Consider the following 22320-nt stretch of genomic DNA (forward strand, 5'->3'; position numbering starts at 1 on the left):
AGTAAGGTTCGTGCCTACTTACCTGACTCCAGCCCTGGCGTGGCGCCGTCTCCGCGAGGGCAACGAACGCTTTGTCTCCGGCGAATCCCTGCACCCCAACCAGGATGCTGCCCGCCGCTCGTCCCTGATCGAGAACCAGAACCCGTTTGCCGTGATTTTCGGTTGTTCGGATTCGCGCCTCGCTGCAGAGATCATTTTCGATCTCGGCCTTGGTGATGCCTTTGTTGTGCGGACTGCCGGCCAGGTGATCGACGACGCCGTTCTCGGCTCCCTGGAATACAGCATCAGCCAACTCCGGGTCCCCCTGATCGTCATCCTCGGCCACGACAGCTGTGGCGCAGTGATGGCAACCAAGGCGGCCGTCGAAACCGGCGAAATGCCTGCCGGGTTCATCCGCGACCTCGTCGAACGCATCACCCCCTCCGTCCTGACTGCCAAACGCAACGAGCAGGAGGACGTCAACGACATGGTGGTGGAGCACGTGAAGCAGACCGCCGCACGCCTGGCTGACAGCTCCCGTGTGATTTCGGACGCCATCGACGACGGCCGGGTCGCCGTCATCGGCCTGTCCTACAAGCTCGATGAGGGCCGCGCGGCCCTCGTTTCCGGGATCGGCAAGCTCTAAGGGGACGTGCTCCGGCCTCAACCCCGGAGCACGTAGCACTCTCCTTCGGGTTTTCTGTGGGGCGTCGGATCGCCATAAGCTAGCCCCATGACTTCCACCACTGAGTTCCGTATTGAACATGACACGATGGGCGAAGTTCGCGTCCCCGTGAACGCCCTGTACCGCGCCCAGACGCAGCGTGCTGTGGAGAACTTCCCCATCTCCGGCAAGACGCTTGAGCGCACCCACATTGAAGCCCTGGCCCGGGTCAAGAAGGCAGCCGCACTGGCGAACGCCGAGCTGGGGGTGCTCGATGGCGAGCTCGCCGAGGCCATCGCCGCAGCTGCCGATGAGGTTGCAACCGGCAAGTACGACGGCGACTTCCCGATCGATGTTTTCCAGACCGGCTCCGGTACGTCCTCCAACATGAACACCAACGAGGTCATCGCGGAGCTGGCTTCCCGCGCCCTCTCGGCTGCCGGCAGCGACAAGGTGGTCCACCCCAACGACCACGTCAACGCTTCGCAGTCCTCCAACGACGTCTTCCCGACCTCCGTCCACGTTGCCGCTACCTCTGCCCTGATCAATGACCTGATCCCGGCCCTGGAGTACCTGGCAGCATCCCTGGACCGCAAGGCCGTGGAATTCAAGGACGTCGTCAAGTCCGGCCGCACGCACCTCATGGATGCCACCCCGGTCATGCTTGGCCAGGAGTTCGGCGGGTACGCAGCACAGGTGCGTTACGGCATCGAGCGCATCAACGCCGCCCTCCCCCGCGTGGCCGAAGTTCCCCTGGGCGGCACCGCTGTTGGTACCGGCATCAACACCCCGGCCGGCTTCCCGGAGCGCGTTATCGAACTCCTCGCAGCCGACACCGGCCTGCCGCTGACCGAAGCCCGCGACCACTTCGAGGCCCAGGCAAACCGCGACGGCCTGATCGAAGGCTCCAGCCAGCTGCGCAACATCGCGATCTCCTTCATGAAGATCAACAACGACCTCCGCTGGATGGGTTCGGGCCCCAACACGGGCCTGGGCGAAATCGCCCTTCCCGACCTCCAGCCCGGCTCCTCGATCATGCCTGGCAAGGTCAACCCGGTTATCTGTGAGGCGTCCATCATGGTGTGCGCCCAGGTCATCGGCAACGACACCGCCATCGCCTGGTCCGGCACCAACGGCGCCTTCGAACTCAACGTAGGCATCCCCGTCATGGCTGCCAACCTCCTTGAGTCCATCCGCCTGCTGGCCAACACCAGCCGCGTCATGGCGGACAAGATGATCGACGGCATCACCGCCAACGTTGAGCGCGCCCGGTTCCTGGCCGAGGCCTCCCCGTCCATCGTGACGCCGTTGAACAAGTACATCGGTTACGAAAACGCGGCCAAGATCGCCAAGACCGCCGTCAAGGAGGGCTTGACCATCCGCCAGGCCACCGAGCAGCTCGGCTTCGTTGGTGAAGGTGAAGGCAAGGTCTCCGAGGCCGACCTCGACAAGGCTTTGGACGTCACCACCATGACGTCGCCGGCCCACAAGGCCTGACCCTTGGCTTAACACCTAGAGCACGACGACGGCCGGTACCTTTCGCACGAAAGGTACCGGCCGTCGTCGTACCCGCACGTTTGTGAGGAATGACACACAACATTCTTTTTGCACTATTGGTAGATGAGTGCAAAACTTTACTCTGTGAGTAATAGTGCAAATATCGACGGCGGCCTCCGCGAGCGCAAGCGTGCCGCCACACGGCTGGCCATCACCGCAGTCGCACGAACCCTGACCGCCGAACGCGGCCTCAATGGCTACACCGTGGAAGAGGTGTGCGAAGAGGCGGGCATCTCCCGCCGGACATTCTTCAACTACTTCCACTCCAAGGAAGACGCAGTGATCGGAGCTTTCTCCGATGACCTGCCGCAGGACGCGCTGGATAACTTCAACCGGGATCCTGAACGGCTGCCTGACGGCATCTCCGCCACGTTGCTCGCTGCCCTGTACCACCTCACCGTGGACATCGTGGAGCGTTCCACCATCAGCCGCACCGAGATCCAGCAACTGATCGCTGCCATCAAGGCCGAGCCCCAGCTCCTGGGCCGCATGACCCTTGAAGGCGAGGCCAGGGAGCGGCAGTTCATGGAACTGATCGCCGCCCGTGAGGGCCTCTCCCCCGGGCATCCGGAGATCATCATGGCCTCAGCCGTGTTCGGCGCCGTTTCCAAGAAAACATCCCATCAGTTCTTCTCCGAGGACAACACACGGCCTTACCGCGAGCTCCTGGACCAGAACCTTGCCGCCGCCCGGAAACTCTTTTCGCAACCGCTGGACACCACTCCTGCACAGACACCGAAGGACACCGCATGAGTACAATCCCGAAAGCAGCAGAACCCTTGCTGCTGACCCAGAAACGTATCTGGATCATCTTCTCGGCGCTGATCGCAGGCATGCTCCTGTCCAGCCTCGACCAAACCATCGTTTCCACCGCCATGCCCACCATCGTGGGGAAGCTCGGCGGGGTGGAGCACCAGGCCTGGATCACCACGGCCTATCTCCTGGCCACCACCATCGTCATGCCCATCTACGGCAAGTTCGGTGACATCCTGGGGCGCCGCAACCTGTTCCTTGTTGCCATTGCCCTGTTTACCCTCGCTTCCGTCGGCTGCGCCTTCGCCACCGACTTCTGGGGCTTCGTGATCTTCCGCGCCATCCAGGGCCTGGGCGGCGGCGGTCTGATGATCCTTTCGCAGGCCATCATCGCCGACATTGTTCCGGCCAAGGAACGCGGCAAGTACATGGGCCCGCTGGGCGCCATCTTCGGCCTCTCCGCTGTCGCCGGACCGCTGCTCGGTGGCTTCTTCGTGGACCACCTCACGTGGGAATGGGCGTTCTACATCAACATCCCCATTGGCATTGCGGCCTTCATTACGGCGTGGTTCACCCTGACGCTGCCCAACAAGAAGGCCGAAAAGAAGATCGACATCCTGGGTGTCATCTTCCTCTCCGCTGCCACCACCTGCCTGATCTTCTTCACCGATTTTGGCGGCAAGAAAGACGAAGGATGGGATTCGCCCCTCACCTGGGCCTTTGGCGCCGGTATGGTGCTGGCCGCCTTCGCCTTCGTGATGGTTGAACGGCGCGCCGAGGACCCCATCATTCCATTGAGCCTGTTCAAGAACCCGATCTTCATCAACGCAACCGCCATCGGCTTCACGCTGGGCCTGGGCATGTTCGCTGCCATCGCATTCGTTCCCACGTTCCTGCAGATGTCCTCCGGTACCTCCGCAGCCGAATCCGGACTGCTCATGCTGCCGATGATGGTTGGCCTGATGGGCACGTCCATCTACTCCGGTATCCGCATTTCCAAGACCGGCAAGTACAAGATATTCCCCATCCTGGGTGCGGCGTTGACCATTGCGGCCATGCTGTGGCTGACTACCCTGACGGCGGCAACCCCCATCTGGGTCATCTGCGTGCAGCTCTTTATCTTCGGTGCGGGCCTGGGGCTGATCATGCAGGTCATCGTCCTTGTGGTGCAGAATTCGGTTCCGGCAGACCAGATCGGTACGGCAACCAGCACCAACAACTACTTCCGCGAGGTCGGCGCATCCCTGGGTGTCGCCGTGTTCGGGTCCATCTTCACCAACCGATTGGCGGAATCACTCAGGGACGCTTTCACGGGCGCCGGCGCTTCTGCGGAGCAGGCTTCGCAGTCCACCAGCACGCTTGATCCCCAGGCCCTGGCCCAGCTGCCTGAACAGTTGCGGGATGCGATTGTGAACGCGTACGCCAATTCGCTGGCGCCGGTGTTCTGGTACCTGGTGCCGTTCATCGCCATCGCCCTGGTTCTGGCCATTACGCTGAAGCAGATCCCGCTCTCCGATACCGCCGGAATGGTTGCCCGCGGTGAAGCAATCGGAGGAGCGGAGGCCGACAGGCTTGACGCTGAGCGCCGTGAAACGACACAACCGGTGACCGATGACGAAGGTCTCCGGACGGAGCGCCCGACTGCGGACGCCGGCCGCCAACAGCTCTAATCCTCCATTTGGTAAGCCACGGGGCCTTCGGGCTCCGTGGCGAGCCTGATGGCTTCCAGGTTGCCCGCGCTCATTTCTGGAAGATCGTCCAGGGCGAACCAACCCACGGCCAGCGATTCGTCGTCATTGACCCTGGCATCCCCTGAGACGTACCTGCATCGGAAGGTGATGTCCAGGAAATCGCACACGTCGCCGTTCGGAAAGGTCACCGGGCCTACAACGCCGACGCCGACGATCCGCTCCGTTTCCGCCACTATGGCTGTCTCCTCGAAGATCTCGCGCACCAGCCCGGGGGCGGGGTGTTCGCCCGGTTCCAGCATTCCGGTGATGAGGGCCCAATGCCCGTTATCGGCGCGCTGACCCAGCAGCACCCTGCCTTCGTCATCGAAGACCACTCCCCTGACGGCCGGAAGCCAGAGAGGGTCATGGCCGATCTTCTCCCGCAGTCTGAGCACAAAGTCCGGTGCACCCATGGTTCAGCGTTCCTCACAAGAATGGTCGGTCCTGGCGCGGTTTGCGGCCTTGCAGACAGGCTAGCCTCAAGCGGGCAGCAGCACCATCGCAACAGCCGCTCCGGCCAGCATGAAGGGACCGAACGGAATAGCCGAGCGAAGCGTTCCCCGCCGCACGGCAAGGATGAACAAGCTCCACAGCCCTCCCAGGAGGAAGGCCACGAAGGTTCCCGCAAAGATGTGGCTCCAGCCGAGGTAGCCCAGGTAGAGGCCCAGCACCCCGGCCAGCTTCACGTCGCCAAAGCCCATCCCCGGTGGATGGATGAACCGCAGCACGAAATAGAAGAACCAGAGGACTGCGGCACCGGCCACAGCCGCCAGCCCTGGCACACCCAACAGTGCGGCCGATGCCGCCTCCCGCGTGGCGTTGCCAGTGAGCGACGCCACGATCGCCGCAGCAAGCAACAGCCCGCCTGCCACGCCGTAGGACGGGAGCACGATGCGGTTGGGCAACAAGTGGCTGCGGACGTCGGTGACCGTGAGACGGACAGCCATCACCGCGAAGTACAGGCAGGCGGCCGCCACCAGCCAGAATCCCAGCGGGCTGGCCGTCCAGAGCTCGGAGAGTCGTCGGATCACCCTCGGATGCTACCCCGGTTTGCCCGTCCGGCCCGCTTGAACGCGTGGGTAAACTGTGGATATGGGGCGCTACAGTGTAGATGAACCGGGCTTTGACTTGTCCTCCACATTCCGCAACCTCTGCCGCTCTTCGCCATGGAAATGGACCACCCTGCGGTTTGAGTATCTTGAGAGACCCGGCACCGGTGCCAGCCTTGTCCGGGCCTGGCTGCGACGCCCGGGCGCCCTTCGCCTTGAGACGGCTGACGGTCAGTTGCTCCACAGCACTACCGGCATCAACGACTCCCGGGATGACCTGTACGTCAGCGCCACACGGCGGTCCTGGTTGCTGCCGGCACATCTGGTGACCCCTGTCCATGATGACGCCGGGCTGGTACGAAGGCGCCCTGAGGCGGCTTACGGTGAGCCTTCCTTCGGCAATGGGCGCTTGGCCGCGGCACTGGATCCGGTGGAATTGGCGGGCAATGCTCCGGTTCCCATCGAATTTCCGGACACCAACCGCGTCTTCCTGGAACCACCCCACCAAGTGGACCACGAAGGCCGTCCTGCCCTTGAAACCATCGTCACGCCCAGCCGGACCTACGTCCCTTCCGATCCCGCCCAACCCCTGGTCCATCGCGGGCGGACCCTGATCAGGGTCGACACCGGAACGGGGGTCTGCGTGGCCAGTCAGAGCCTGGATGGCGACACCTCCGGTACCGGCCATTGGTTGAAGATCCTGGGTGTGGATGAGTACATGCTCGATGACTTGTTCGTGGCGGAGTCAATGAACCTGACGGACGTCCGGCGCCACATTCCGTGGGACATCGGCCCGGCCGCCTGACGGCTCGCCGCTTTCCGGGCTAAGCTACGGCGATGACATCGCTGGCAGACATCTGGCCCCCGTTCGGACTCACCCTCACCACCCCGAGGGTGACTATCCGTCCAATTCTCGACGACGACATCCCCGCCGCTGTGGACGCGGCCCGCTCAGGCATCCACGAACCCGGCAAGAGCCCGTTCAGCATGCCATGGGCCGAAATGCCGGCAGTCGAGCTGGCACCCAACATGGCCCAGTGGTACTGGCGGTGCCGCGGAAACTTCACCAAGGATTCCTGGACCCTCCTCCTGGCGGCCTGGCGCGACGACGAATTCCTCGGCGTGCAGGATCTCGGCGCCAAGAACTTCAAGACCCTCAAGACAGTCAGCACCGGTTCCTGGCTCAAGCAGTCCGTGCAGGGCCAGGGCTTCGGCAAGGAGATGCGTGCCGCCGTCGTGAGTTTCGCCTTCGATTACCTGGGCGCGGAAGTGGCCGAGTCCGAGGCTGCCATCTGGAACCAGCAGTCCCTGGGCGTGTCCACCAGCCTCGGCTATGAACCCAACGGCATCTTCCGCGACGGCTGGGGCGAAAAGGTGGAAGAAGTCCAAAGAGTCCGTCTCACCCCCACCACCTTCAAGCGCCCGGATTGGACCCTCAAAGTCCAAGGCCACGAAGAACTGAAAAGGTACCTCAAGCTTTAGCCGCAATTGAAGCATTAGCGTGGCTGCGGTCTCCCGGAAAGGAGCGCATCGCGACGCATCGGACCCGAAGGTCGCCCAGCGACCTTCGGGTCCTTTTGCGGTGTGTCTAAGCGACGGCGGGAGGCCGTTGCCACGCGACGGTGACCACTAAGCGACGGCGAAGGGCCGTAGCCCGGCGAACCGGGCCACGGCCCTTTGTGCACCACTTGAAGAGACTAGATCTCAGCCCCTTCGAGCAGCTCCGTCACAAGGGCAGCAATCGGCGACCGCTCGGACCGGGTCAGCGTGATGTGCCCGAACAGCGGATGTCCCTTGAGAGTCTCCACGACGGCAGCCACGCCGTCGTGCCGCCCCACGCGCAGGTTGTCGCGCTGGGCAACATCGTGGGTGAGGACGATCTTGGAGTTTTGCCCGATACGGCTCATGACGGTCAGCAGGACGTTCTTCTCGAGCGACTGGGCTTCGTCCACGATCACGAAGGCATCATGGAGCGAGCGCCCGCGGATGTGGGTCAGGGGCAGGACTTCCAGCATGCCGCGGTCCATGACTTCTTCCACGACTTCCTGGCTGACCAACGCTCCGAGGGTGTCGAACACGGCCTGTGCCCACGGGTTCATTTTTTCGGATTCGGATCCCGGCAGGTAGCCCAGTTCCTGGCCGCCCACCGCGTAGAGAGGCCGGAAGACGACGACCTTGCGGTGCTCTCGTCGCTCCAGTACGGCTTCAAGGCCTGCACAGAGGGCGAGCGCTGACTTGCCTGTGCCTGCCCGTCCGCCGATGGACACGATGCCAACGGAGGGGTCCATCAGCATGTCGATGGCGAGCCGTTGTTCGGCGGAGCGGCCGTGGAGTCCGAAGACGTCCCGGTCGCCCTTGACCAGTCGGACCTGCTTGTCGGCTCCTACGCGGCCCAGGGCGGATCCCCTGTTGGACAGAAGCACCAGTCCGGTGTTGACGGGGAGTTCGGCGGCTGCGGGAATGAAGACGGGTTCGTGGCCGTAGAGCGTGGTGATTTCGTCGTCGTTGGCTTCTATTTCGGCCATGCCGGTCCAGCCGGAGTCCTTGACGAGTTCGTTGCGGTACTCGTCCGCTTGGAGTCCCATGGCGGACGCCTTGACGCGCATGGGGAGGTCTTTGGAGACCACAGTGACGTTGTGGCCCTCGTTGGCCAGGTTCTTGGCCACGGCCAGGATGCGGCTGTCGTTGTCGCCACCGCGGAAGCCTGCAGGAAGTACGTCCGGGGAGATGTGGTTCATTTCCACCCTGAGCAGGCCGCCGTCGTTCCCCAGGGGAATGGCGCGGTCCAGTCCGCCGTGTTCAATCCTGAGGTCGTCGAGGAGACGGAGGGCTTTCCTGGCGAAGTAGCCAAGTTCCGGATCGTGGCGTTTTCCCTCGAGTTCGCTGATGACCACGATGGGAACGATGACCTCGTGTTCTGCGAACCGCAGCAGTGCGTGGGGGTCGGAAAGCAGAACGGACGTATCGATCACGTAACTGCGGCCCGTGGCGGACGCTGTTGCCCGCGCTTTTTGTGGGACCCGCTTGGCGCGAGAGGTAGCTGCACTTTCCCCGTCGGAAACCATTGCGGGCAGTTGCTCAGAAATAGCCACATCGACTCCAGCCCCGGGCGGTCGCCCGGCCTAATGGTGAAGCGGCTCGGCCGGGAGGCCGGGCGTGGCCTCCCCTGTAACTGGTGCGATGTTCCGCTCCATGTACTGGCCTCCCCGATCAGCGGGCGGTTTTGCCTGCTGATGGGATTAACGTAATCCCGGACACATTCATTTCCGCAATCCGTCGTCGGCAAGTCGCATGTCGGGCTCGTTAATTTTTGGTGAACCGCGCCAGGGCTAGGTTCCGTACCGGCGCTGCCGCCCGGCATAATCCCTGAGCGCGCGCAGGAAATCGACCTTGCGGAACGCGGGCCACAGGGCTTCGCAGAAGTAGAACTCGCTGTAAGCACTTTGCCACATGAGGAATCCGGAGAGCCGCTGCTCCCCGGAAGTGCGGATCACGAGGTCCGGGTCGGGCTGGCCCCTGGTGTAAAGGAACCGGGAGATGTCGTCCACTGAAAGTTCATCTGCCACCTCGGACATGGTGCGTCCTTTGGAGGCGGCGTCGTGCAGGAGTTCCCTGACGGCGTCGACAATTTCACGGCGGCCGCCGTAGCCGACAGCGACGTTGACGTGGATCTTCTCGTGGACCGGCGTCCGGGACGTCAGTTTGTTCAGCCGCTCGGCCAGGTAGTCCGGGAGGAGTTCCGGCGCTCCCATGGCGTGCACGGAGACGTCTTCGTCTTCGTCCAGACGGTCCATGGTGTTGGCGATGATGCCCATGAGCAGGTCCAGTTCTTCACCGGAGCGGTTCATGTTGTCGGTGGAGAGCATGTAGAGCGTGACCACCTTGACGCCGAGTTCCTGGCACCATCCCAGGAATTCGTGGATTTTGTCGGCCCCGGCCTGGTGGCCTTGGCTGGTGGGAGCGTTGAACTGGCGCGCCCAGCGGCGGTTGCCGTCCACCATCACGCCGATATGCCGGGGGATCTGGTCCTGCTTGAGTGAGCGCAGGAGTTTGCGCTCGTAGAAGCCATAGAGGAAACCGGGCAGCTCCACCGGACTCTCACCTGACTTCCTTGCTTGTACGACGACGCACATCCAAGGCTACCTTCCCGAGGTGCCGGGGCGGTGCAGTGGACGGTCAAAAACCGGTCGGCGCTTGTTACCCATAAGTAACTTACCGAAACGTAGGTTATTCTTGGAGCATGCCTGAGCTCGTCGAATCCAAGCCCCTCTGGCGTGGATGGATCCACGCAGTTGCTGCTCCTTTTGCACTTGCCGCAGGGATAGTCCTGGTGACGCTTGCGCCCACCATGGACCGCAAAATCACGTCCACCATCTATGCCCTCACGGGCTTCCTGCTGTTTGGCGTCAGCGCTGTTTACCACCGGGGAAACTGGTCCCCCAAGGTCCGCATGCTCCTCAAACGGCTGGACCACACAAACATCATGCTGGTGATCGCCGGCAGCTACACACCCCTGGCATGGTCGCTGCTGGAACGCTCCGAAGCTGTCACCTTGCTGTGGCTTGTTTGGTCCGGGGCGATCGTGGGCGTCTTGTTCCGGATTCTATGGACCCACGCCCCGCGCTGGCTCTACGTCCCGGTGTACATCGCCCTGGGCTGCGGGGCCCTGTTCTACCTGCCACAGTTCTTCGCCGCCAATGCCGCCGCCGCCATCCTCATTTGCGTGGGCGGCGCCCTGTACATTGCCGGCGCGGTGTTCTACGCCCTCAAGAAGCCAAACTTCAGCGCACGGAACTTTGGCTTCCATGAACTGTTCCACGCCTTTACGGTGCTGGCCTTCGCCGCGCACTTCATCGCCATCATGATGGCAGTCCTGAGCTAGCCGGCCTGCGGATTCACCCGCCCGCAGCCTCGCGGCAAGCGCCAGGCCGCTCCGCCCGGGTTCAGCGGGCTCCGGGGCCCGCACTGCCGTTCCCGTCGGCGGGGCCGCTGTTCTGTGCCGGATTTCTGTTCTGTGCCGGATTTCCCTCCCCGGACGGTTCCCCCGCTTCGGCAGCCAAACGGGCTTCCTCAACCTGCGCACGGTAGCGGACGCGTCGGATCCTCCGAACCATGTCCACGATCAGGAAGGTTGTGAGGATCACGATGAAGGCCGTGAGGACAAAGCCCCACGTGCCCGGCGTCACCTGGTCCTCGGACAGGCCGGGCCGCAGCGTGCCCGTGGGGTCGGGCGAGGGAGTGACGGTCAGGGCGAGAATCAAGTGGTGCACGGTCAAACCTTCTATGGGAACTGGGGCGCGCCGGCCGGCAAAGCGTAACCGGGATGCTGATGGGCCATCCGGTAATTTCTACGAACGATAGAAACTAGCGGCGTTCTTATCTTATCCCTGCGAAGAGATCCTTTTCCGGCAGCTCGGAGGGCACCCGGGATTTGATCAAGGTGTAGTCCTCCCAAGGCCACGTGGTCCGCTGCAGTTCCGGCGATACCGCGAAGAAGAAGCCCAGCGGGTCGATCTGGGTCCGGTGGGCACGCAGAGCGTCATCGCGGACCTCAAAGTAGGCGCCGCAGTCTATTTGGGTAGTGGTCTGGTGACCGCCGGCCGGTGGTGTGTGCCCCTCGGCGTCCGCTTCCAACCACGCCGCCAGCCGCTCAGCGTAGGGAGATTGCAGCCCGGCTTCCTCCAACGCGAAATGCAGGGCACGGAAGCGTGCGGGGCTGAAAGCACGGTCGTAGTAAAGCTTGTCCGGGGCCCATGGCTCGCCCATGCCGGGATAGCGTTCAGGATCGCCCGCGGCTTCATAGGCTTCGACCGCCACCTTGTGGGCCATGATGTGGTCCGGATGCGGATAGCCACCGTTTTCGTCGTAACTGAGGATGACGTGCGGCTTGAAGTGGCGGACCAGACGCACCAGAGGAGCCGAAGCCCGCTCCAGCGGCTGCAACGCGAAGCATCCAGGCGGCAGCGGCGGAAGAGGGTCCCCCTCCGGCAGGCCGGAGTCCACGAATCCCAGCCAGCGCTGCTTGATTCCCAGGACCGAGGCTGCATTGGCCATTTCCAGGCGGCGCGCGCCGGCCATGTCCCGCTTGGGATGCGGGGCATCCTCCATGGCCGGGTTCTGGATGTCCCCACGGGATCCGTCCGTGCACGTGGCCACCATGACATCCACGCCTGCGGCGGCATACATCGCCATGGTTGCTGCACCCTTGCTGGACTCATCATCCGGGTGGGCGTGGACGGCGAGCAGCCGCAGCTGCTGGTCGGAACTGCTGGACGCTGTCACGTGACGGCTCCTCTTTCATGGATCTGGCTTAAGGGGCGGCAAAGTGCCACCGGGATCGGCACTAAACTGGGTGGGTGACTTCAGAGGACCTTTCGGCCACCCAAGTACCGGCAAGCACCAGCCTAGCCAATCGCTACGGCGGTCAAAAGCGCGCCATGACAGGCAAAACCAAGCGGAACATCATCATCGCCGCGCTGGTGGTCGCCATTGGCTTGGCCGCATACGTGGCCACAGGGTCCGCACAGGCTCCGGTCACGTTCAAGGACATTGGTTACAGCACGGTGGACGACACCCAGGCCGAGGTCGATTACCAGGTCACCAAGTCACCCCGGGCGACCGCGAAATGCGCCATCAAGGCCCTGGACTCCAAGTTCGCCGTGGTGGGTTGGAAGGTAGTGGAGATTGCTGCCAACGAGCCCCAGGATGACCCCGACGGCGGCAGGACCACGGTTCAACGGACCACCCTGAGGACCGAGTCCCCTTCCGTCTCCGGCGTCGTTGACAACTGCTGGATTGTGGACAGCGGCAAATAACAAACGTGTGACCCACGGCTCAACCGGTTTGGGTTCGTCCAGAGGATTTACTACAATGGATGAAACCTTCACCCCGTTAAGTTGGTTACTGAGTTTTACGAGTGGCCACCTCGGCGGGGTCTTTTTGCATTGTCAGATCTAGAGGAGAAATCCGTGTCTACCACCAACAGCGCCACTGCGGCTTGGCTTACCCAGGAAGCTTTCGACCGCTTGAAGGCTGAGCTGGACCACCTTTCCGGCGCTGGCCGGGCGGAAATCGTCCAGAAGATCGAAGCTGCCCGCCAGGAAGGCGACCTCAAGGAAAACGGCGGATACCACGCAGCCAAGGAGGAACAGGGCAAGATCGAGGCCCGTATCCGGCAGCTCACCGCCCTTCTTCGCGACGCCCATGTAGGCGAAGCCCCCGCTGACGACGGAATCGTCGAGCCCGGCATGCTGGTTGTTGCCCGCATCGCCGGTGACGAAGAGACATTCCTGCTGGGCTCGCGCGAAATCGCCGGAGATTCCGATCTGGACGTCTTCAGTGAGAAGTCGCCCCTCGGTGCAGCCATCATCGGCCACAAGGAAGGCGACAGCCTCAGCTACGTCGCCCCGAACGGCAAGGAAATCGCGGTAGAGATCGTCTCCGCCAAGCCGTACGTCGCCTAAGCAGCGGCTCACCGACCAAGAACGAACGACGCCGGCCCCCTCCTTCGCGGAGGGGGCCGGCGTTTTTCGTGACCGGTTGGGTCAGGGCGCGATGGCAGGCTTGGGCCGGAGCAAGAGGGCCGCGATGATGCCGCCGATGGCGCCACCCAGGTGGGCCTGCCACGAGATGTAGCCCATCACCGTAGGCAACACCCCAAAGAGGATGCTGCCGTAGGCCATGAACAGCACCACGGACAGCAGGATCTGCCACCAGCTCCGGTTGAAGAAACCCCGGACCAGCAGGAACGCGAAGAAACCGAACACCAACCCTGAAGCGCCAACCGTCACCCCTCCCCCGCCGATGAGCCACACAGTGAGCCCCGAGCCCAGCCAGCTGAATGCCAGGGCCGTGACGAAGACACGGATGCCGGACAGGAACACCAGGAAGCCGAAGATGATCAGCGGCAGGGTGTTCGAGATCAGGTGGTTGAAGTTTGCGTGAAGCAAAGGAAACGTCAGGATGTCCAGGACGCCGTCCATGGAGCGGGGGCGGAGTCCGAACGTGGAGTTCAGAGCATGCCGCATGAGCGTGTTGAGGATCTCGATGACGTAGAGCAGCACCACGAAGCCGCCCATGAAGAGCAGGCCACCCTTCGCCCGTCCGGCCAGCGATTCCTCGGCGTCGGCTTTTGATCCCTCAGGCGTTCCAAGCACCATGGGCGCTCCTCCCGTCAGTGCACCACGATGGGCTGGAAGCCCTCGGCACGCAATGCGCCAAGGACCTGTTCGCCGTGTTCGTGGCCCTTCGTTTCCAGGTTGATGGTGATGGAGACATCGCCCATGCTGATGGAACCGCCCAGGCGCGTGTGGTCCAGTCCGGTCACGTTGGCGTCGTTCTCAGCGATGATCCGGGCGATGGTAGCCAACGAACCGGGACGGTCATCGAGCATCATGCGGACCGTCATGAAACGGCCTGCGGCCGACAGACCGCGCTGGATGACCTTCAGCATTAGCATGGGATCGATGTTGCCACCGGAAAGCACGACGGCGGTGTTCCCGGGGTTCTCGATCTTGCCGTCCATCAGTGCGGCTACTCCCACAGCACCGGCGGGCTCAACCACCATCTTTGCCCGTTCCAGCAGGAAGATGAGGGCGCGGGCCAAGGAGTCTTCGCTGACGGTTACGACGTCGTCCACGAGCTCGCGGATGATGCTGAACGGCAGCTGACCCGGCCGTCCCACGGCAATGCCGTCAGCCATGGTGGATACCTTCTTCAGCGGCACCAGGGCATCGGCAGCCAAGGACGGCGGGTACGCCGCAGCGTTTTCTGCCTGCACGCCAATGACCCTGATCTCGCGGCCAAGCTCCTTGGCGCGGGCTTTGATGGCCACAGCCACGCCGGCCAGCAGTCCACCGCCGCCAACACCCATCAGGATGGTGTCCACGTTGGGGATCTGTTCCAGGATCTCAAGACCAATGGTGCCTTGGCCCGCTACGACATCCACGTTGTCAAAGGGGTGCACGAAGACGGCACCTGTTTCGTTGGCGTAGCGTTGCGCCTCAGCCAGTGCCTCATCCACGTTGTGGCCGTGGAGGATAACCTCTGCCCCATGGCTCCGCGTGGCCGCCAGCTTGGGGAGGGCGACGCCCAGCGGCATGTAGATCCGGGCGTTGATGCCAAGGCTTTTGGCTGCCACTGCGACACCTTGGGCGTGGTTGCCGGCTGAGGCCGCCACAACACCACGCTTCTTTTCATCGGCGGTGAGGCGGGCCATGCGTACATAGGCACCACGGACTTTGAACGAGCCGGCGCGCTGCAGGTTCTCACACTTGAAGAAGACATTCCCGCCCACAAGGTGGCCCAGTGCCCGCGACGACTCCACCGGAGTCTTGGTAATAATGCCCTCGAGCAGCTCCTGCGCCTTGAGGACATCGTCCAGGGTGACGGGCAGGGTATCGAGGGTATTCACTGACTATTCTCCTTTATTGGTGTCGGCCACCGGGCCCTCAGCAGAGGTGCTCCCAGGAACCTTGGTCTTGCCGGCGCCGCCCCTCGCGAGGCGGGATTCGGCCGTTGGAAGGTGGACTTCCTTGAAGTTGACGTCACCGCCGGACTCCGCGGAAGCGGCTGCCGGTTGGAGTTCGGCGCCACCCAATCCTTCATCATGTTCCCACGTCCGGCCGGCAATGTAGCGAACTGCCGTGTTTACTACGGCGAGCAGCGGAACGGCGAACAGGGCTCCCGGGATGCCTGCCAGGTAGGAGCCTGCGGCAACGGAGAGGATGACGGCCACCGGATGCAGGGCCACAGCCTTGCCCATGACCAGCGGCTGCAGGATGTGGCTCTCAAGCTGCTGCACCAGCAGGACGATTGCCAGCATGATCAGGGCATTGACCGGCCCGTTGGCAACGAGGGCCAGCAGCACCGCGATGGCACCGGTGACCAGTGCGCCCACAACAGGGATGAACGAGCCGATGAAAACAAGGACGGCGAGGGGCAGTGCCAAGGGAACCTGGATGATCGCAGCACCCACGCCGATGCCTACCGCGTCCACGAAGGCAACGAACATCTGGATCCGGACGTAGCTGACCATGGAGGTCCAACCCCGTCGGCCCGCACCGTCAGTTGCCCGCCGGGCCGTCTTGGGCAGAAGGCGCACCAGGAAGGCCCAGATCCGGCTTCCCTCCAGCAGGAAGAAGATCAGAATGAACAGCGCCAGCACCAGGCCCGCGGCGAAGTGCCCGGCAGTGCTGCCAAAGGACAGGGCACCGCTGAGAATGCTGCTGCTGTTGTTCTGCAGGGCGTTGGCGCCGTCGGCGATGTACTGATCGATCTGGTCTGCCGTCAGATGCAGCGGGCCATCGGCAAGCCAGGTCTGGATCTGCTGGATTCCCATGAGGGCTTCCTGCCAGAGTGCGCCGAAGCCGGAGACCAGTTGCCTGCCTACCAAGGCCAGCGCGCCGGCAATCACGCCGATGAATCCGAGCACAGTAATCGCAACGGCGGCCCCGTTGGGGACTTTCCGGTTGCGCAGCCAGGCCACCACCGGATAGAGCAGGCCTGCCAGCAGCGCAGCCACCATCACGGGAATGATGAGGAAGCTGACTTTACCCAGCAACCACACCAGAGCGCCGATCATGAGCAGGATCAGTCCTGCCCGCCACGACCAGGCAGCTGCAATGCGCACCCCATAGGGGATGTCCTCGGCGATTTGGCGGTCAGAACGGGGCTTGGCGTCCGGTGTTGGCGTCATAAACCCATAATTCCGTAGCCCGCTCCGTATGGGAAACCGACCCGCAGGCAGCTGGGGGGCTAAAGGCGCCTAGAGGGACGCAGTAATACCCCAGTTCATGGTGAACGACTCCCCTGGCGCCAACCAGCGGAGGCCGTCACCACTGTTGAAGGCGTTCGCCGGGCCAGTCATCGGTTCGATGGCCACAGCTTTGGAACGTCCGGGGAAGGTATCGGTGATGAAGACATGGACATACGGGCAGTTCGCGTCCTGCTCCAAGCTGACACTGCGGCCATCGGGTGCGGAGAGCGTATGGCGGGCCACGCCGCCGTCGAACGTCAGGTCCGTTAACGCGACGTCCACCAGTGCCGGGCCGACCGCGGTTCCGGATGAGAAGTCATACGGGCCATCCGCCGGGGCCGTGCTTCGTGGGATCAGCCGCTCATCGGCCACGAGCCGGGTCCGCGCGTTGACGGTGAGGACAAGGTCTTCGGGCGCAGCATCGCCCAAGCGCAGGTAGGGGTGGGCGCCCAGGACAAACGGAGCCGGGCTCTGCGCCTGGTTGACCAAAGTCTGGGACACACGGAGGTCCAGGGCGTCGTCGAGTTCGTAGCGCACCCGGTGAAGCACCAGAAACGGGTAGCCGTGCTGGGGAAAAACGGTGGCTTCCAGGGTGACGGAGAATTCGGACTCGTCCACCAGCGCATAGCCGGTGTTACGCAACAGTCCGTGGCTGGCGTTGTTCCGGGACACTTCGGTGATGTCGAGCTGTTGCTTCTTCCCGTCCAGGTACCAGACGCCGTCTTCCACCCGGTTGGCCCACGGTGCCAGAGTAATGCCGGTGGCCCCGGGAGAGATTTCGTCGTCGCCGTAGCTTTCGGTCAGCTGGACGCCGCCGCGGGAGTAGAGCCGCAGTCCTGCGGCCAGTTCGGTCACGACAACGACGGCGTCGTCACGTCGAAGCTCGAACTGTCGGCCTGTGGCGAAACGGCGGGATTCGGAGTGGTGGGCGCTGTCGGCTGGCAACGAAGAGGCAGGCATGGCATTACCGTACTGCATTCCAGGGGGTTGACCCGGAACCGGCGATGTTTGCTTTTGTTAGAAACTATGCGCTTTTGGTCATTTGTGGAACAATGAAGCCATGAGTCGCATCACCACAACCCGCCTGGCGGACAGCAGAGAGCTGATCTACTTTGACGACCCCGGAACGCCGGAACGCTCACCGGAATCACTGGTGGACCACCGCCGGCTTCCCGCACGGGGCGAGCCCGGCGAAGTCAGGTACGACGCACTATCAGGAGATTGGGTGGCTGTGGCAGCCCACCGGCAAACGCGGACGCATCTGCCCCCGGCGGATCAGTGCCCCATCTGCCCCACCACAGCCGCGAACCCCTCCGAGATCCCGGCGCCGGACTACGACGTCGTGGTATTTGAGAACCGGTTCCCGTCCCTGGGACCAGCCCTGGGCGAGATCCCCCCGCTGCCCGCAGCGGGACAAAGCGCCCATGGCATTACAGGACCCGCCTTTGGCCGCTGTGAGGTGGTGGCCTTCACTCCGCAGCACACGGGCTCCTTCGCAGAGCTGGGCGAGACCCGTGCCCGGACAGTGATCGAAGCGTGGGCCCAGCGGACCGAGGCACTCAGCGCCCTGCCCGGCATCAAGCAGGTTTTCCCCTTCGAGAATCGTGGCGCGGACATCGGCGTCACCCTGCACCACCCGCACGGCCAGATTTATGCCTACCCCTACGTAACGCCGCGCGCCGCACAGCTCGGCGCCGTGGCACGCAAGTACTACGACGACGTCGACGCGAAGGAAACGCTCGCGGCCTCACTCCTGAAAGCAGAACGCGAAGACGGCAGCCGCATGGTCCTGGAGGCCAAGCACTTCAGCGCCTACGTCCCCTTCGCGGCACGCTGGCCCTTGGAAATCCACCTGGTGCCGCACCGCAGCGTGCCAGACCTCGCCGCACTCACGGGTGAGGAGCGCGACGAGCTTTCGCATGTCTACCTGGACCTGCTCAAACGCCTCGACTCCCTCTACCCCACTCCCATGCCGTACATCTCCGCGTGGCACCAGGCCCCGCTGGATCCCTCACTTCGGCCCGCGGGCCAACTGCACCTCCAGCTCACCTCGCCCCGGCGTGCGGCCGATAAGCTCAAATACCTGGCCGGTTCGGAAGCGGCCATGGGAGCGTTCATCAACGACACCACCCCCGAAGCCGTGGCCGAGCGGCTCCGGAACGTCGCGGCTGCACCGGCCACCCACAACACAATGGAAGGCATCCGAGCATGACCACCACCACGGACGCCAGCGTCCTCACCGCCCGCTTCCAGGAAACGTTCGGAGCAGCTCCCGACGGCGTGTGGCAGGCACCGGGACGCGTCAACCTGATTGGCGAACACACTGATTACAACGAAGGCTTCGTGCTCCCCTTCGCCATCGACAGGACAGCGAAGATAGCTCTGCGCGTCCGTGCGGATTCGACGGTGCGCATGCTGTCCACGTTCGGCGGCCACGGCATGGTGGAAGCCGACCTCGCGGATCTGGAACCCGGCTCCGGCGAAGGTTGGTCCCGCTATCCCCTGGGAGTCGCGTGGGCCTTGCGGGAACGCGGCATCTCCGTCCCCGGGTTTGACCTGCTGCTCGACTCCGATGTCCCCCTGGGCGCCGGGCTGTCTTCCTCCCATGCCATCGAATGCGCCGTCATCTCCGCTCTCAACGAGCTGACGGGAGCCGGATTCGCGGCGGAAGAGCTTGTCCTGGCCACCCAGCGCGCTGAGAACATCTTTGTTGGGGCTCCCACCGGAATCATGGACCAGTCGGCGTCACTGCGTGGCGCCGAGGGACATGCCGTCTTCCTTGATTGCCGTGACCAGCATGTTGAGTTGGTCCCGTTCGACGCGGAGGCCTCGGGACTGGTCCTGCTGGTCATCGACACCAAGGTTTCGCACTCACACGCCGACGGCGGCTACGCCTCCCGCCGCGCCTCCTGCGAGTTGGGTGCGGAGATCCTGGGCGTCAAAGCACTGCGCGACGTCGGCGTCGAGGATCTGGAGGAGGCTTCCGGGCTGCTGGACGAGACCACGCTTCGGCGAGTGCGCCATGTGGTTACTGAAAACGACCGCGTGCTCCAAACCGTGGAGATACTTGGCACCCGGGGAGCTGCGAACATTGGCCCCCTGCTGGACGCCAGCCACGTTTCCATGCGCGAGGACTTCGAGATCTCCTGCCCCGAACTCGATCTCGCCGTGGACACCTCCCGGGCCAATGGCGCCATCGGTGCGCGGATGACCGGCGGCGGCTTCGGCGGCTCAGCCATCGCACTGACGCCGGTGGGCCAGGAGCAGCAGGTGAGGGACGCCGTCGTGCGCTCCTTCGCAGAAGCGGGCTTCACCGCACCGGACATCTTCACCGTCACCCCGGCTGCGGGCGCCCTCCGCCTGGCCTGACGCGCGGCCTGCGCCCGGTGACCTGCACGACGCCGGGCGTAAGCTGGGGCCATGACTGAGGCTGTCATTGTTTCCACTGCCAGAAGCCCCATTGGGCGAGCCTTCAAAGGCTCCCTGAAGGACGAACGACCCGACGACCTCGCCACTGCCATGGTGCAGGCGGCATTGGCGAAGGTTCCGGGTTTTGACCCCGGCGCCGACGACGGACGCGGTCTGGATGACATCCTCCTGGGCTGCGCGGAGCCCAGCGGTGAAGCCGGCTCGAACATGGCGCGGGTGGTGGCGGTGCTGGCCGGATTGGACCGGGTTCCGGCAGCCACCATCAACCGCTTCTGCGCCTCGAGCCTCCAGACCCTGAGGATGGCCTTCCACGCCATCCGATCCGGAGAAGCCCACGCCATGGTTTCCGCCGGGGTGGAGAGCGTCTCGCGGTACCAAAATTGGGCGGGTGCAGGCGAAACCGACACCGCCAACCACAATCCCCTCTTCGAAGCAGCGGCCCAGCGGACGGCCGCACGGGCCGCCTCCAACATCCCCTGGACGGACCCCCGCTTTGGCGGCCGCTTGCCGGACATCTACATCTCCATGGGCCAGACCGCGGAGAACGTCGCCACGAGCTACGGCATCAGCCGCGCTGAGCAGGACGAATGGGGCGTCCTGAGCCAGAACCGCGCCGAAGCTGCAATCGCCTCCGGGTTCTACGCCCGGGATATCACACCCTTTACACGTAAGGACGGCGTGGTGGTTGACCGTGACGACTCGCCCCGGCCGGGGGTGACCCTGGAGGCAGTGTCGGCACTGCAGCCCGTGTTCCGCGCAGGGGGCACCGTGACGGCAGGCAATGCCTGTCCCCTCAACGACGGCGCGGCGGCCGTGGTGGTCATGAGCGACACACGGGCCCGCGAACTCGGCCTGGAGCCCCTCGCGCGGGTGGTCTCCACCGGCGTCAGCGCACTGTCACCGGAACTGATGGGCATGGGTCCGGTGGAGTCCACCCGGCGGGCACTTGCCCTGGCCGGGCTGACCATGGACGACATCGACCTCGTGGAGCTCAACGAAGCGTTTGCTGTGCAGGTTGTGGCAAGTGCCAGGGAGTTGGGCATCGATCCGGCCAAGCTCAATGTCCACGGCGGGGCCATCGCACTGGGCCATCCGTTCGGCATGACGGGGGCACGCATGACCAGCACCCTGCTGAACGGGTTAAAGGAACGCGACGGGACACTGGGGCTGGCAACACTCTGCGTGGGTGGCGGGCAGGGCATGGCCGTGGTTTTCGAACGCCTGAGCTGACGCGAGGGGTTGGATCCCGCCTCTTTGACACGCTCTTTCCCCCGAAACCTCACCCCTCACGAACACATCACTGACGCAAAATGCCCCCGAATCTCTTCGGGGGCATTTTGTGTTGGAGCTTTTACAACTAGTCGTCGCCCCGCAAGATGGCGAGCAGTCGGATGATTTCGACGTAGAGCCAGACCAGCGTGACCGTCAGGCCGAATGCAGCAACCCAGGAGTAGCGCTCCGGGGCGCCGGCGCGGACGCCTTCTTCGATGCTGGTGAAGTCCATGATCAGCGAAAACGCTGCCAGGCCGATGGCCAGGATACCGATGAAGACACCCAGCGGAATGCCGGCAATCGTGATGCTGGTGCGCAGGCCGAACGGCTCCTGAACAGCACCGGTCCACATCATGACCAGGTTGATCAGTGCGAAAACTGCGTAGCCGATGGTCGCGATCATGAAGAAGCGCACCATCTTGGGCGTTGCGCGCACCTTGCCGCTCTTGAACAGCACGAGTGTCACACCGAACACCGCAAGGGTACCGATCACGGCCTGCAGGCCGACGCCCGGGTACATGCCGTCCAGGATCCGGGTCAGGCCACCGAGGAAGAGACCCTCGAGTCCTGCATAGGCCAGGATCAGTGCGGGAGAGGGCTGCTTCTTGAACGTGTTTACGAGGGCCAGGACGAATCCGCCCAGTGCACCAACGATCATCAGCAGGCTGGACAGGCCGGGCGCCACAAACAGTGTCACGGCTGCGCCGATCACCAGGACCACCAAGCAGGCAACGGTCTTCATGATGACGTCGTCATAGGTCATGCGGCCGGTGTCAGCGGGGCCTGCTGCCGGCTGGTTGTACATCTGCTGCAGTTGCTCGTTGGTCATGCCCTGCTGCTGGGCCGACCATGCGGCCTGGCCGTCCATGACCTGACCGGGTGCGCGGCCAGCAGGGTTAAATTGCTGGCCGTACGGATTTTGCGGTACAGGCGGGGCCTGCTTTGCTCCACGGAAATTCTTTCCGTTGAAGACTGGGTTTCCGCCAAGTGCCATTACGGGTGTCCTCCTGAGAAAGGGCTAAGTGATAGTTCACGGTACCAATTACCACGCACGCATGGCAGGGATAGTTCCCCCGTTCACCGAGACGAAACCCAACCGTGACACGGACGGAGGGCAATATGGTGCGCGTT

The 22320-nt window shown here is 63.7% G+C and carries 23 protein-coding genes; 12 read left to right on the top strand and 11 right to left on the bottom strand.

Annotated elements, in window-relative coordinates; genetic code table 11:
- Positions 1 to 10 precede the first annotated feature (10 nt).
- The 4 genes from IEY62_RS06240 (at position 11) to IEY62_RS06255 (ending at position 4623) form a co-directional block, all read left to right on the top strand.
- Positions 11 to 625 (top strand): carbonic anhydrase, encoded by a 615-nt coding sequence (locus tag IEY62_RS06240; RefSeq protein WP_189015052.1) that lies wholly within the window; start codon positions 11 to 13, stop codon positions 623 to 625.
- An 87-nt stretch (positions 626 to 712) separates the two neighbouring features.
- The gene (locus IEY62_RS06245; protein ID WP_055974872.1) at positions 713 to 2140 is read left to right on the top strand and encodes a class II fumarate hydratase; all 1428 of its coding nucleotides are present in this window, start codon (positions 713 to 715) and stop codon (positions 2138 to 2140) included.
- A gap of 144 nt (positions 2141 to 2284) precedes the next feature.
- Complete coding sequence (locus IEY62_RS06250; RefSeq protein WP_189015054.1) at positions 2285 to 2953, top strand: TetR/AcrR family transcriptional regulator; 669 nt, start codon at positions 2285 to 2287, stop codon at positions 2951 to 2953.
- Positions 2950 to 4623 carry an MDR family MFS transporter gene (locus tag IEY62_RS06255; protein WP_189015056.1) on the top strand — a complete coding sequence of 558 codons (1674 nt, stop codon included), beginning with the start codon at positions 2950 to 2952 and terminating at the stop codon, positions 4621 to 4623. The genes IEY62_RS06250 and IEY62_RS06255 overlap by 4 nt, the downstream gene beginning before the upstream one ends.
- On the opposite strand, the gene IEY62_RS06260 is transcribed toward IEY62_RS06255, so the two are convergent.
- Positions 4620 to 5096, bottom strand: a complete 477-nt coding sequence (locus IEY62_RS06260; RefSeq protein WP_189015058.1) for an NUDIX hydrolase — start codon at positions 5094 to 5096, stop codon at positions 4620 to 4622. The genes IEY62_RS06255 and IEY62_RS06260 overlap by 4 nt on opposite strands.
- A gap of 66 nt (positions 5097 to 5162) precedes the next feature.
- On the bottom strand, positions 5163 to 5714 hold the full coding sequence (locus IEY62_RS06265) for a prepilin peptidase (RefSeq protein ID WP_189015060.1): 552 nt from the start codon (positions 5712 to 5714) through the stop codon (positions 5163 to 5165).
- Between the two features lie 61 nt (positions 5715 to 5775).
- Here IEY62_RS06265 and IEY62_RS06270 point away from each other — a divergent pair, with 61 nt between their 5' ends.
- Together IEY62_RS06270 and IEY62_RS06275 are read left to right on the top strand one after the other, a co-directional pair.
- Positions 5776 to 6537: a hypothetical protein gene (locus IEY62_RS06270; protein ID WP_189015062.1), complete on the top strand. Its 762-nt coding sequence runs from the start codon at positions 5776 to 5778 to the stop codon at positions 6535 to 6537.
- Positions 6538 to 6569: 32 nt separating this feature from the next.
- On the top strand, positions 6570 to 7214 hold the full coding sequence (locus IEY62_RS06275) for a GNAT family N-acetyltransferase (RefSeq protein ID WP_189015064.1): 645 nt from the start codon (positions 6570 to 6572) through the stop codon (positions 7212 to 7214).
- A gap of 215 nt (positions 7215 to 7429) precedes the next feature.
- On the opposite strand, the gene IEY62_RS06280 is transcribed toward IEY62_RS06275, so the two are convergent.
- On the bottom strand, positions 7430 to 8824 hold the full coding sequence (locus IEY62_RS06280) for a PhoH family protein (protein WP_026267103.1): 1395 nt from the start codon (positions 8822 to 8824) through the stop codon (positions 7430 to 7432).
- A 237-nt stretch (positions 8825 to 9061) separates the two neighbouring features.
- The gene (locus IEY62_RS06285) at positions 9062 to 9865 is read right to left on the bottom strand and encodes an isoprenyl transferase (protein WP_189015066.1); all 804 of its coding nucleotides are present in this window, start codon (positions 9863 to 9865) and stop codon (positions 9062 to 9064) included.
- 107 nt (positions 9866 to 9972) lie between these two features.
- Between IEY62_RS06285 and trhA the strand changes: the two genes are divergently transcribed.
- Positions 9973 to 10614 carry a PAQR family membrane homeostasis protein TrhA gene (gene trhA, locus IEY62_RS06290; RefSeq protein WP_189015075.1) on the top strand — a complete coding sequence of 214 codons (642 nt, stop codon included), beginning with the start codon at positions 9973 to 9975 and terminating at the stop codon, positions 10612 to 10614.
- Between the two features lie 61 nt (positions 10615 to 10675).
- Here trhA and IEY62_RS06295 read toward each other — a convergent pair whose 3' ends face one another.
- Positions 10676 to 11002, bottom strand: a complete 327-nt coding sequence (locus IEY62_RS06295) for a hypothetical protein (protein ID WP_189015076.1) — start codon at positions 11000 to 11002, stop codon at positions 10676 to 10678.
- A gap of 106 nt (positions 11003 to 11108) precedes the next feature.
- Positions 11109 to 12014 (bottom strand): mycothiol conjugate amidase Mca, encoded by a 906-nt coding sequence (gene mca / locus IEY62_RS06300; protein WP_189015078.1) that lies wholly within the window; start codon positions 12012 to 12014, stop codon positions 11109 to 11111.
- 74 nt (positions 12015 to 12088) lie between these two features.
- Here mca and IEY62_RS06305 point away from each other — a divergent pair, with 74 nt between their 5' ends.
- Both IEY62_RS06305 and greA read left to right on the top strand, forming a co-directional pair.
- Positions 12089 to 12547 (top strand): DUF4307 domain-containing protein, encoded by a 459-nt coding sequence (locus IEY62_RS06305; RefSeq protein ID WP_189015080.1) that lies wholly within the window; start codon positions 12089 to 12091, stop codon positions 12545 to 12547.
- A 153-nt stretch (positions 12548 to 12700) separates the two neighbouring features.
- Positions 12701 to 13195 (top strand): transcription elongation factor GreA, encoded by a 495-nt coding sequence (gene greA / locus IEY62_RS06310; protein ID WP_018777291.1) that lies wholly within the window; start codon positions 12701 to 12703, stop codon positions 13193 to 13195.
- A gap of 81 nt (positions 13196 to 13276) precedes the next feature.
- On the opposite strand, the gene IEY62_RS06315 is transcribed toward greA, so the two are convergent.
- From IEY62_RS06315 to IEY62_RS06330, 4 genes are all read right to left on the bottom strand, one after another.
- Positions 13277 to 13891 carry a rhomboid family intramembrane serine protease gene (locus tag IEY62_RS06315; RefSeq protein ID WP_189015088.1) on the bottom strand — a complete coding sequence of 205 codons (615 nt, stop codon included), beginning with the start codon at positions 13889 to 13891 and terminating at the stop codon, positions 13277 to 13279.
- Positions 13892 to 13905: 14 nt separating this feature from the next.
- The gene (gene ilvA, locus IEY62_RS06320; protein WP_018777289.1) at positions 13906 to 15144 is read right to left on the bottom strand and encodes a threonine ammonia-lyase; all 1239 of its coding nucleotides are present in this window, start codon (positions 15142 to 15144) and stop codon (positions 13906 to 13908) included.
- A 3-nt stretch (positions 15145 to 15147) separates the two neighbouring features.
- Positions 15148 to 16428: an AI-2E family transporter gene (locus IEY62_RS06325; protein ID WP_189015090.1), complete on the bottom strand. Its 1281-nt coding sequence runs from the start codon at positions 16426 to 16428 to the stop codon at positions 15148 to 15150.
- A 69-nt stretch (positions 16429 to 16497) separates the two neighbouring features.
- A complete protein-coding gene (locus IEY62_RS06330) occupies positions 16498 to 17448 on the bottom strand; it encodes an aldose 1-epimerase family protein (RefSeq protein ID WP_229785101.1) in 951 nt (316 codons plus the stop codon).
- Between the two features lie 100 nt (positions 17449 to 17548).
- Between IEY62_RS06330 and galT the strand changes: the two genes are divergently transcribed.
- Genes galT through IEY62_RS06345 form a run of 3 tightly spaced genes read left to right on the top strand, consistent with a single transcriptional unit; the run spans position 17549 to position 21147 of the window.
- A complete protein-coding gene (galT, locus tag IEY62_RS06335) occupies positions 17549 to 18700 on the top strand; it encodes a galactose-1-phosphate uridylyltransferase (RefSeq protein WP_189015094.1) in 1152 nt (383 codons plus the stop codon).
- Positions 18697 to 19857, top strand: coding sequence for a galactokinase (gene galK, locus IEY62_RS06340; protein WP_189015096.1), 1161 nt, complete (start codon positions 18697 to 18699; stop codon positions 19855 to 19857). Before galT ends, galK begins: the two co-directional genes overlap by 4 nt.
- A gap of 51 nt (positions 19858 to 19908) precedes the next feature.
- Positions 19909 to 21147, top strand: a complete 1239-nt coding sequence (locus IEY62_RS06345; RefSeq protein WP_189015098.1) for an acetyl-CoA C-acetyltransferase — start codon at positions 19909 to 19911, stop codon at positions 21145 to 21147.
- Between the two features lie 127 nt (positions 21148 to 21274).
- Here the strand turns inward: IEY62_RS06345 and IEY62_RS06350 are convergent, their stop codons facing one another.
- The gene (locus IEY62_RS06350) at positions 21275 to 22183 is read right to left on the bottom strand and encodes a Bax inhibitor-1/YccA family protein (protein ID WP_189015100.1); all 909 of its coding nucleotides are present in this window, start codon (positions 22181 to 22183) and stop codon (positions 21275 to 21277) included.
- Positions 22184 to 22320: the final 137 nt, after the last annotated feature.

Source organism: Paenarthrobacter histidinolovorans, assembly GCF_014647595.1.
In the GTDB taxonomy this organism is placed as follows: Bacteria; Actinomycetota; Actinomycetes; order Actinomycetales; family Micrococcaceae; genus Arthrobacter; species Arthrobacter histidinolovorans.

Bases quoted from the DNA above. Each gene is read 5' to 3' on its own strand.
- IEY62_RS06245 (WP_055974872.1), top strand. From the start codon at position 713: ATGACTTCCACCACTGAGTTCCGTATTGAACATGACACGATGGGCGAA.
- IEY62_RS06255 (WP_189015056.1), top strand. From the start codon at position 2,950: ATGAGTACAATCCCGAAAGCAGCAGAACCCTTGCTGCTGACCCAGAAA.
- IEY62_RS06260 (WP_189015058.1), bottom strand. From the start codon at position 5,096: ATGGGTGCACCGGACTTTGTGCTCAGACTGCGGGAGAAGATCGGCCAT.
- IEY62_RS06270 (WP_189015062.1), top strand. From the start codon at position 5,776: ATGGGGCGCTACAGTGTAGATGAACCGGGCTTTGACTTGTCCTCCACA.
- IEY62_RS06275 (WP_189015064.1), top strand. From the start codon at position 6,570: ATGACATCGCTGGCAGACATCTGGCCCCCGTTCGGACTCACCCTCACC.
- IEY62_RS06285 (WP_189015066.1), bottom strand. From the start codon at position 9,865: ATGTGCGTCGTCGTACAAGCAAGGAAGTCAGGTGAGAGTCCGGTGGAG.
- trhA (WP_189015075.1), top strand. From the start codon at position 9,973: ATGCCTGAGCTCGTCGAATCCAAGCCCCTCTGGCGTGGATGGATCCAC.
- IEY62_RS06315 (WP_189015088.1), bottom strand. From the start codon at position 13,891: ATGGTGCTTGGAACGCCTGAGGGATCAAAAGCCGACGCCGAGGAATCG.
- IEY62_RS06325 (WP_189015090.1), bottom strand. From the start codon at position 16,428: ATGACGCCAACACCGGACGCCAAGCCCCGTTCTGACCGCCAAATCGCC.
- IEY62_RS06330 (WP_229785101.1), bottom strand. From the start codon at position 17,448: ATGCCTGCCTCTTCGTTGCCAGCCGACAGCGCCCACCACTCCGAATCC.
- galT (WP_189015094.1), top strand. From the start codon at position 17,549: ATGAGTCGCATCACCACAACCCGCCTGGCGGACAGCAGAGAGCTGATC.
- galK (WP_189015096.1), top strand. From the start codon at position 18,697: ATGACCACCACCACGGACGCCAGCGTCCTCACCGCCCGCTTCCAGGAA.
- IEY62_RS06345 (WP_189015098.1), top strand. From the start codon at position 19,909: ATGACTGAGGCTGTCATTGTTTCCACTGCCAGAAGCCCCATTGGGCGA.
- IEY62_RS06350 (WP_189015100.1), bottom strand. From the start codon at position 22,183: ATGGCACTTGGCGGAAACCCAGTCTTCAACGGAAAGAATTTCCGTGGA.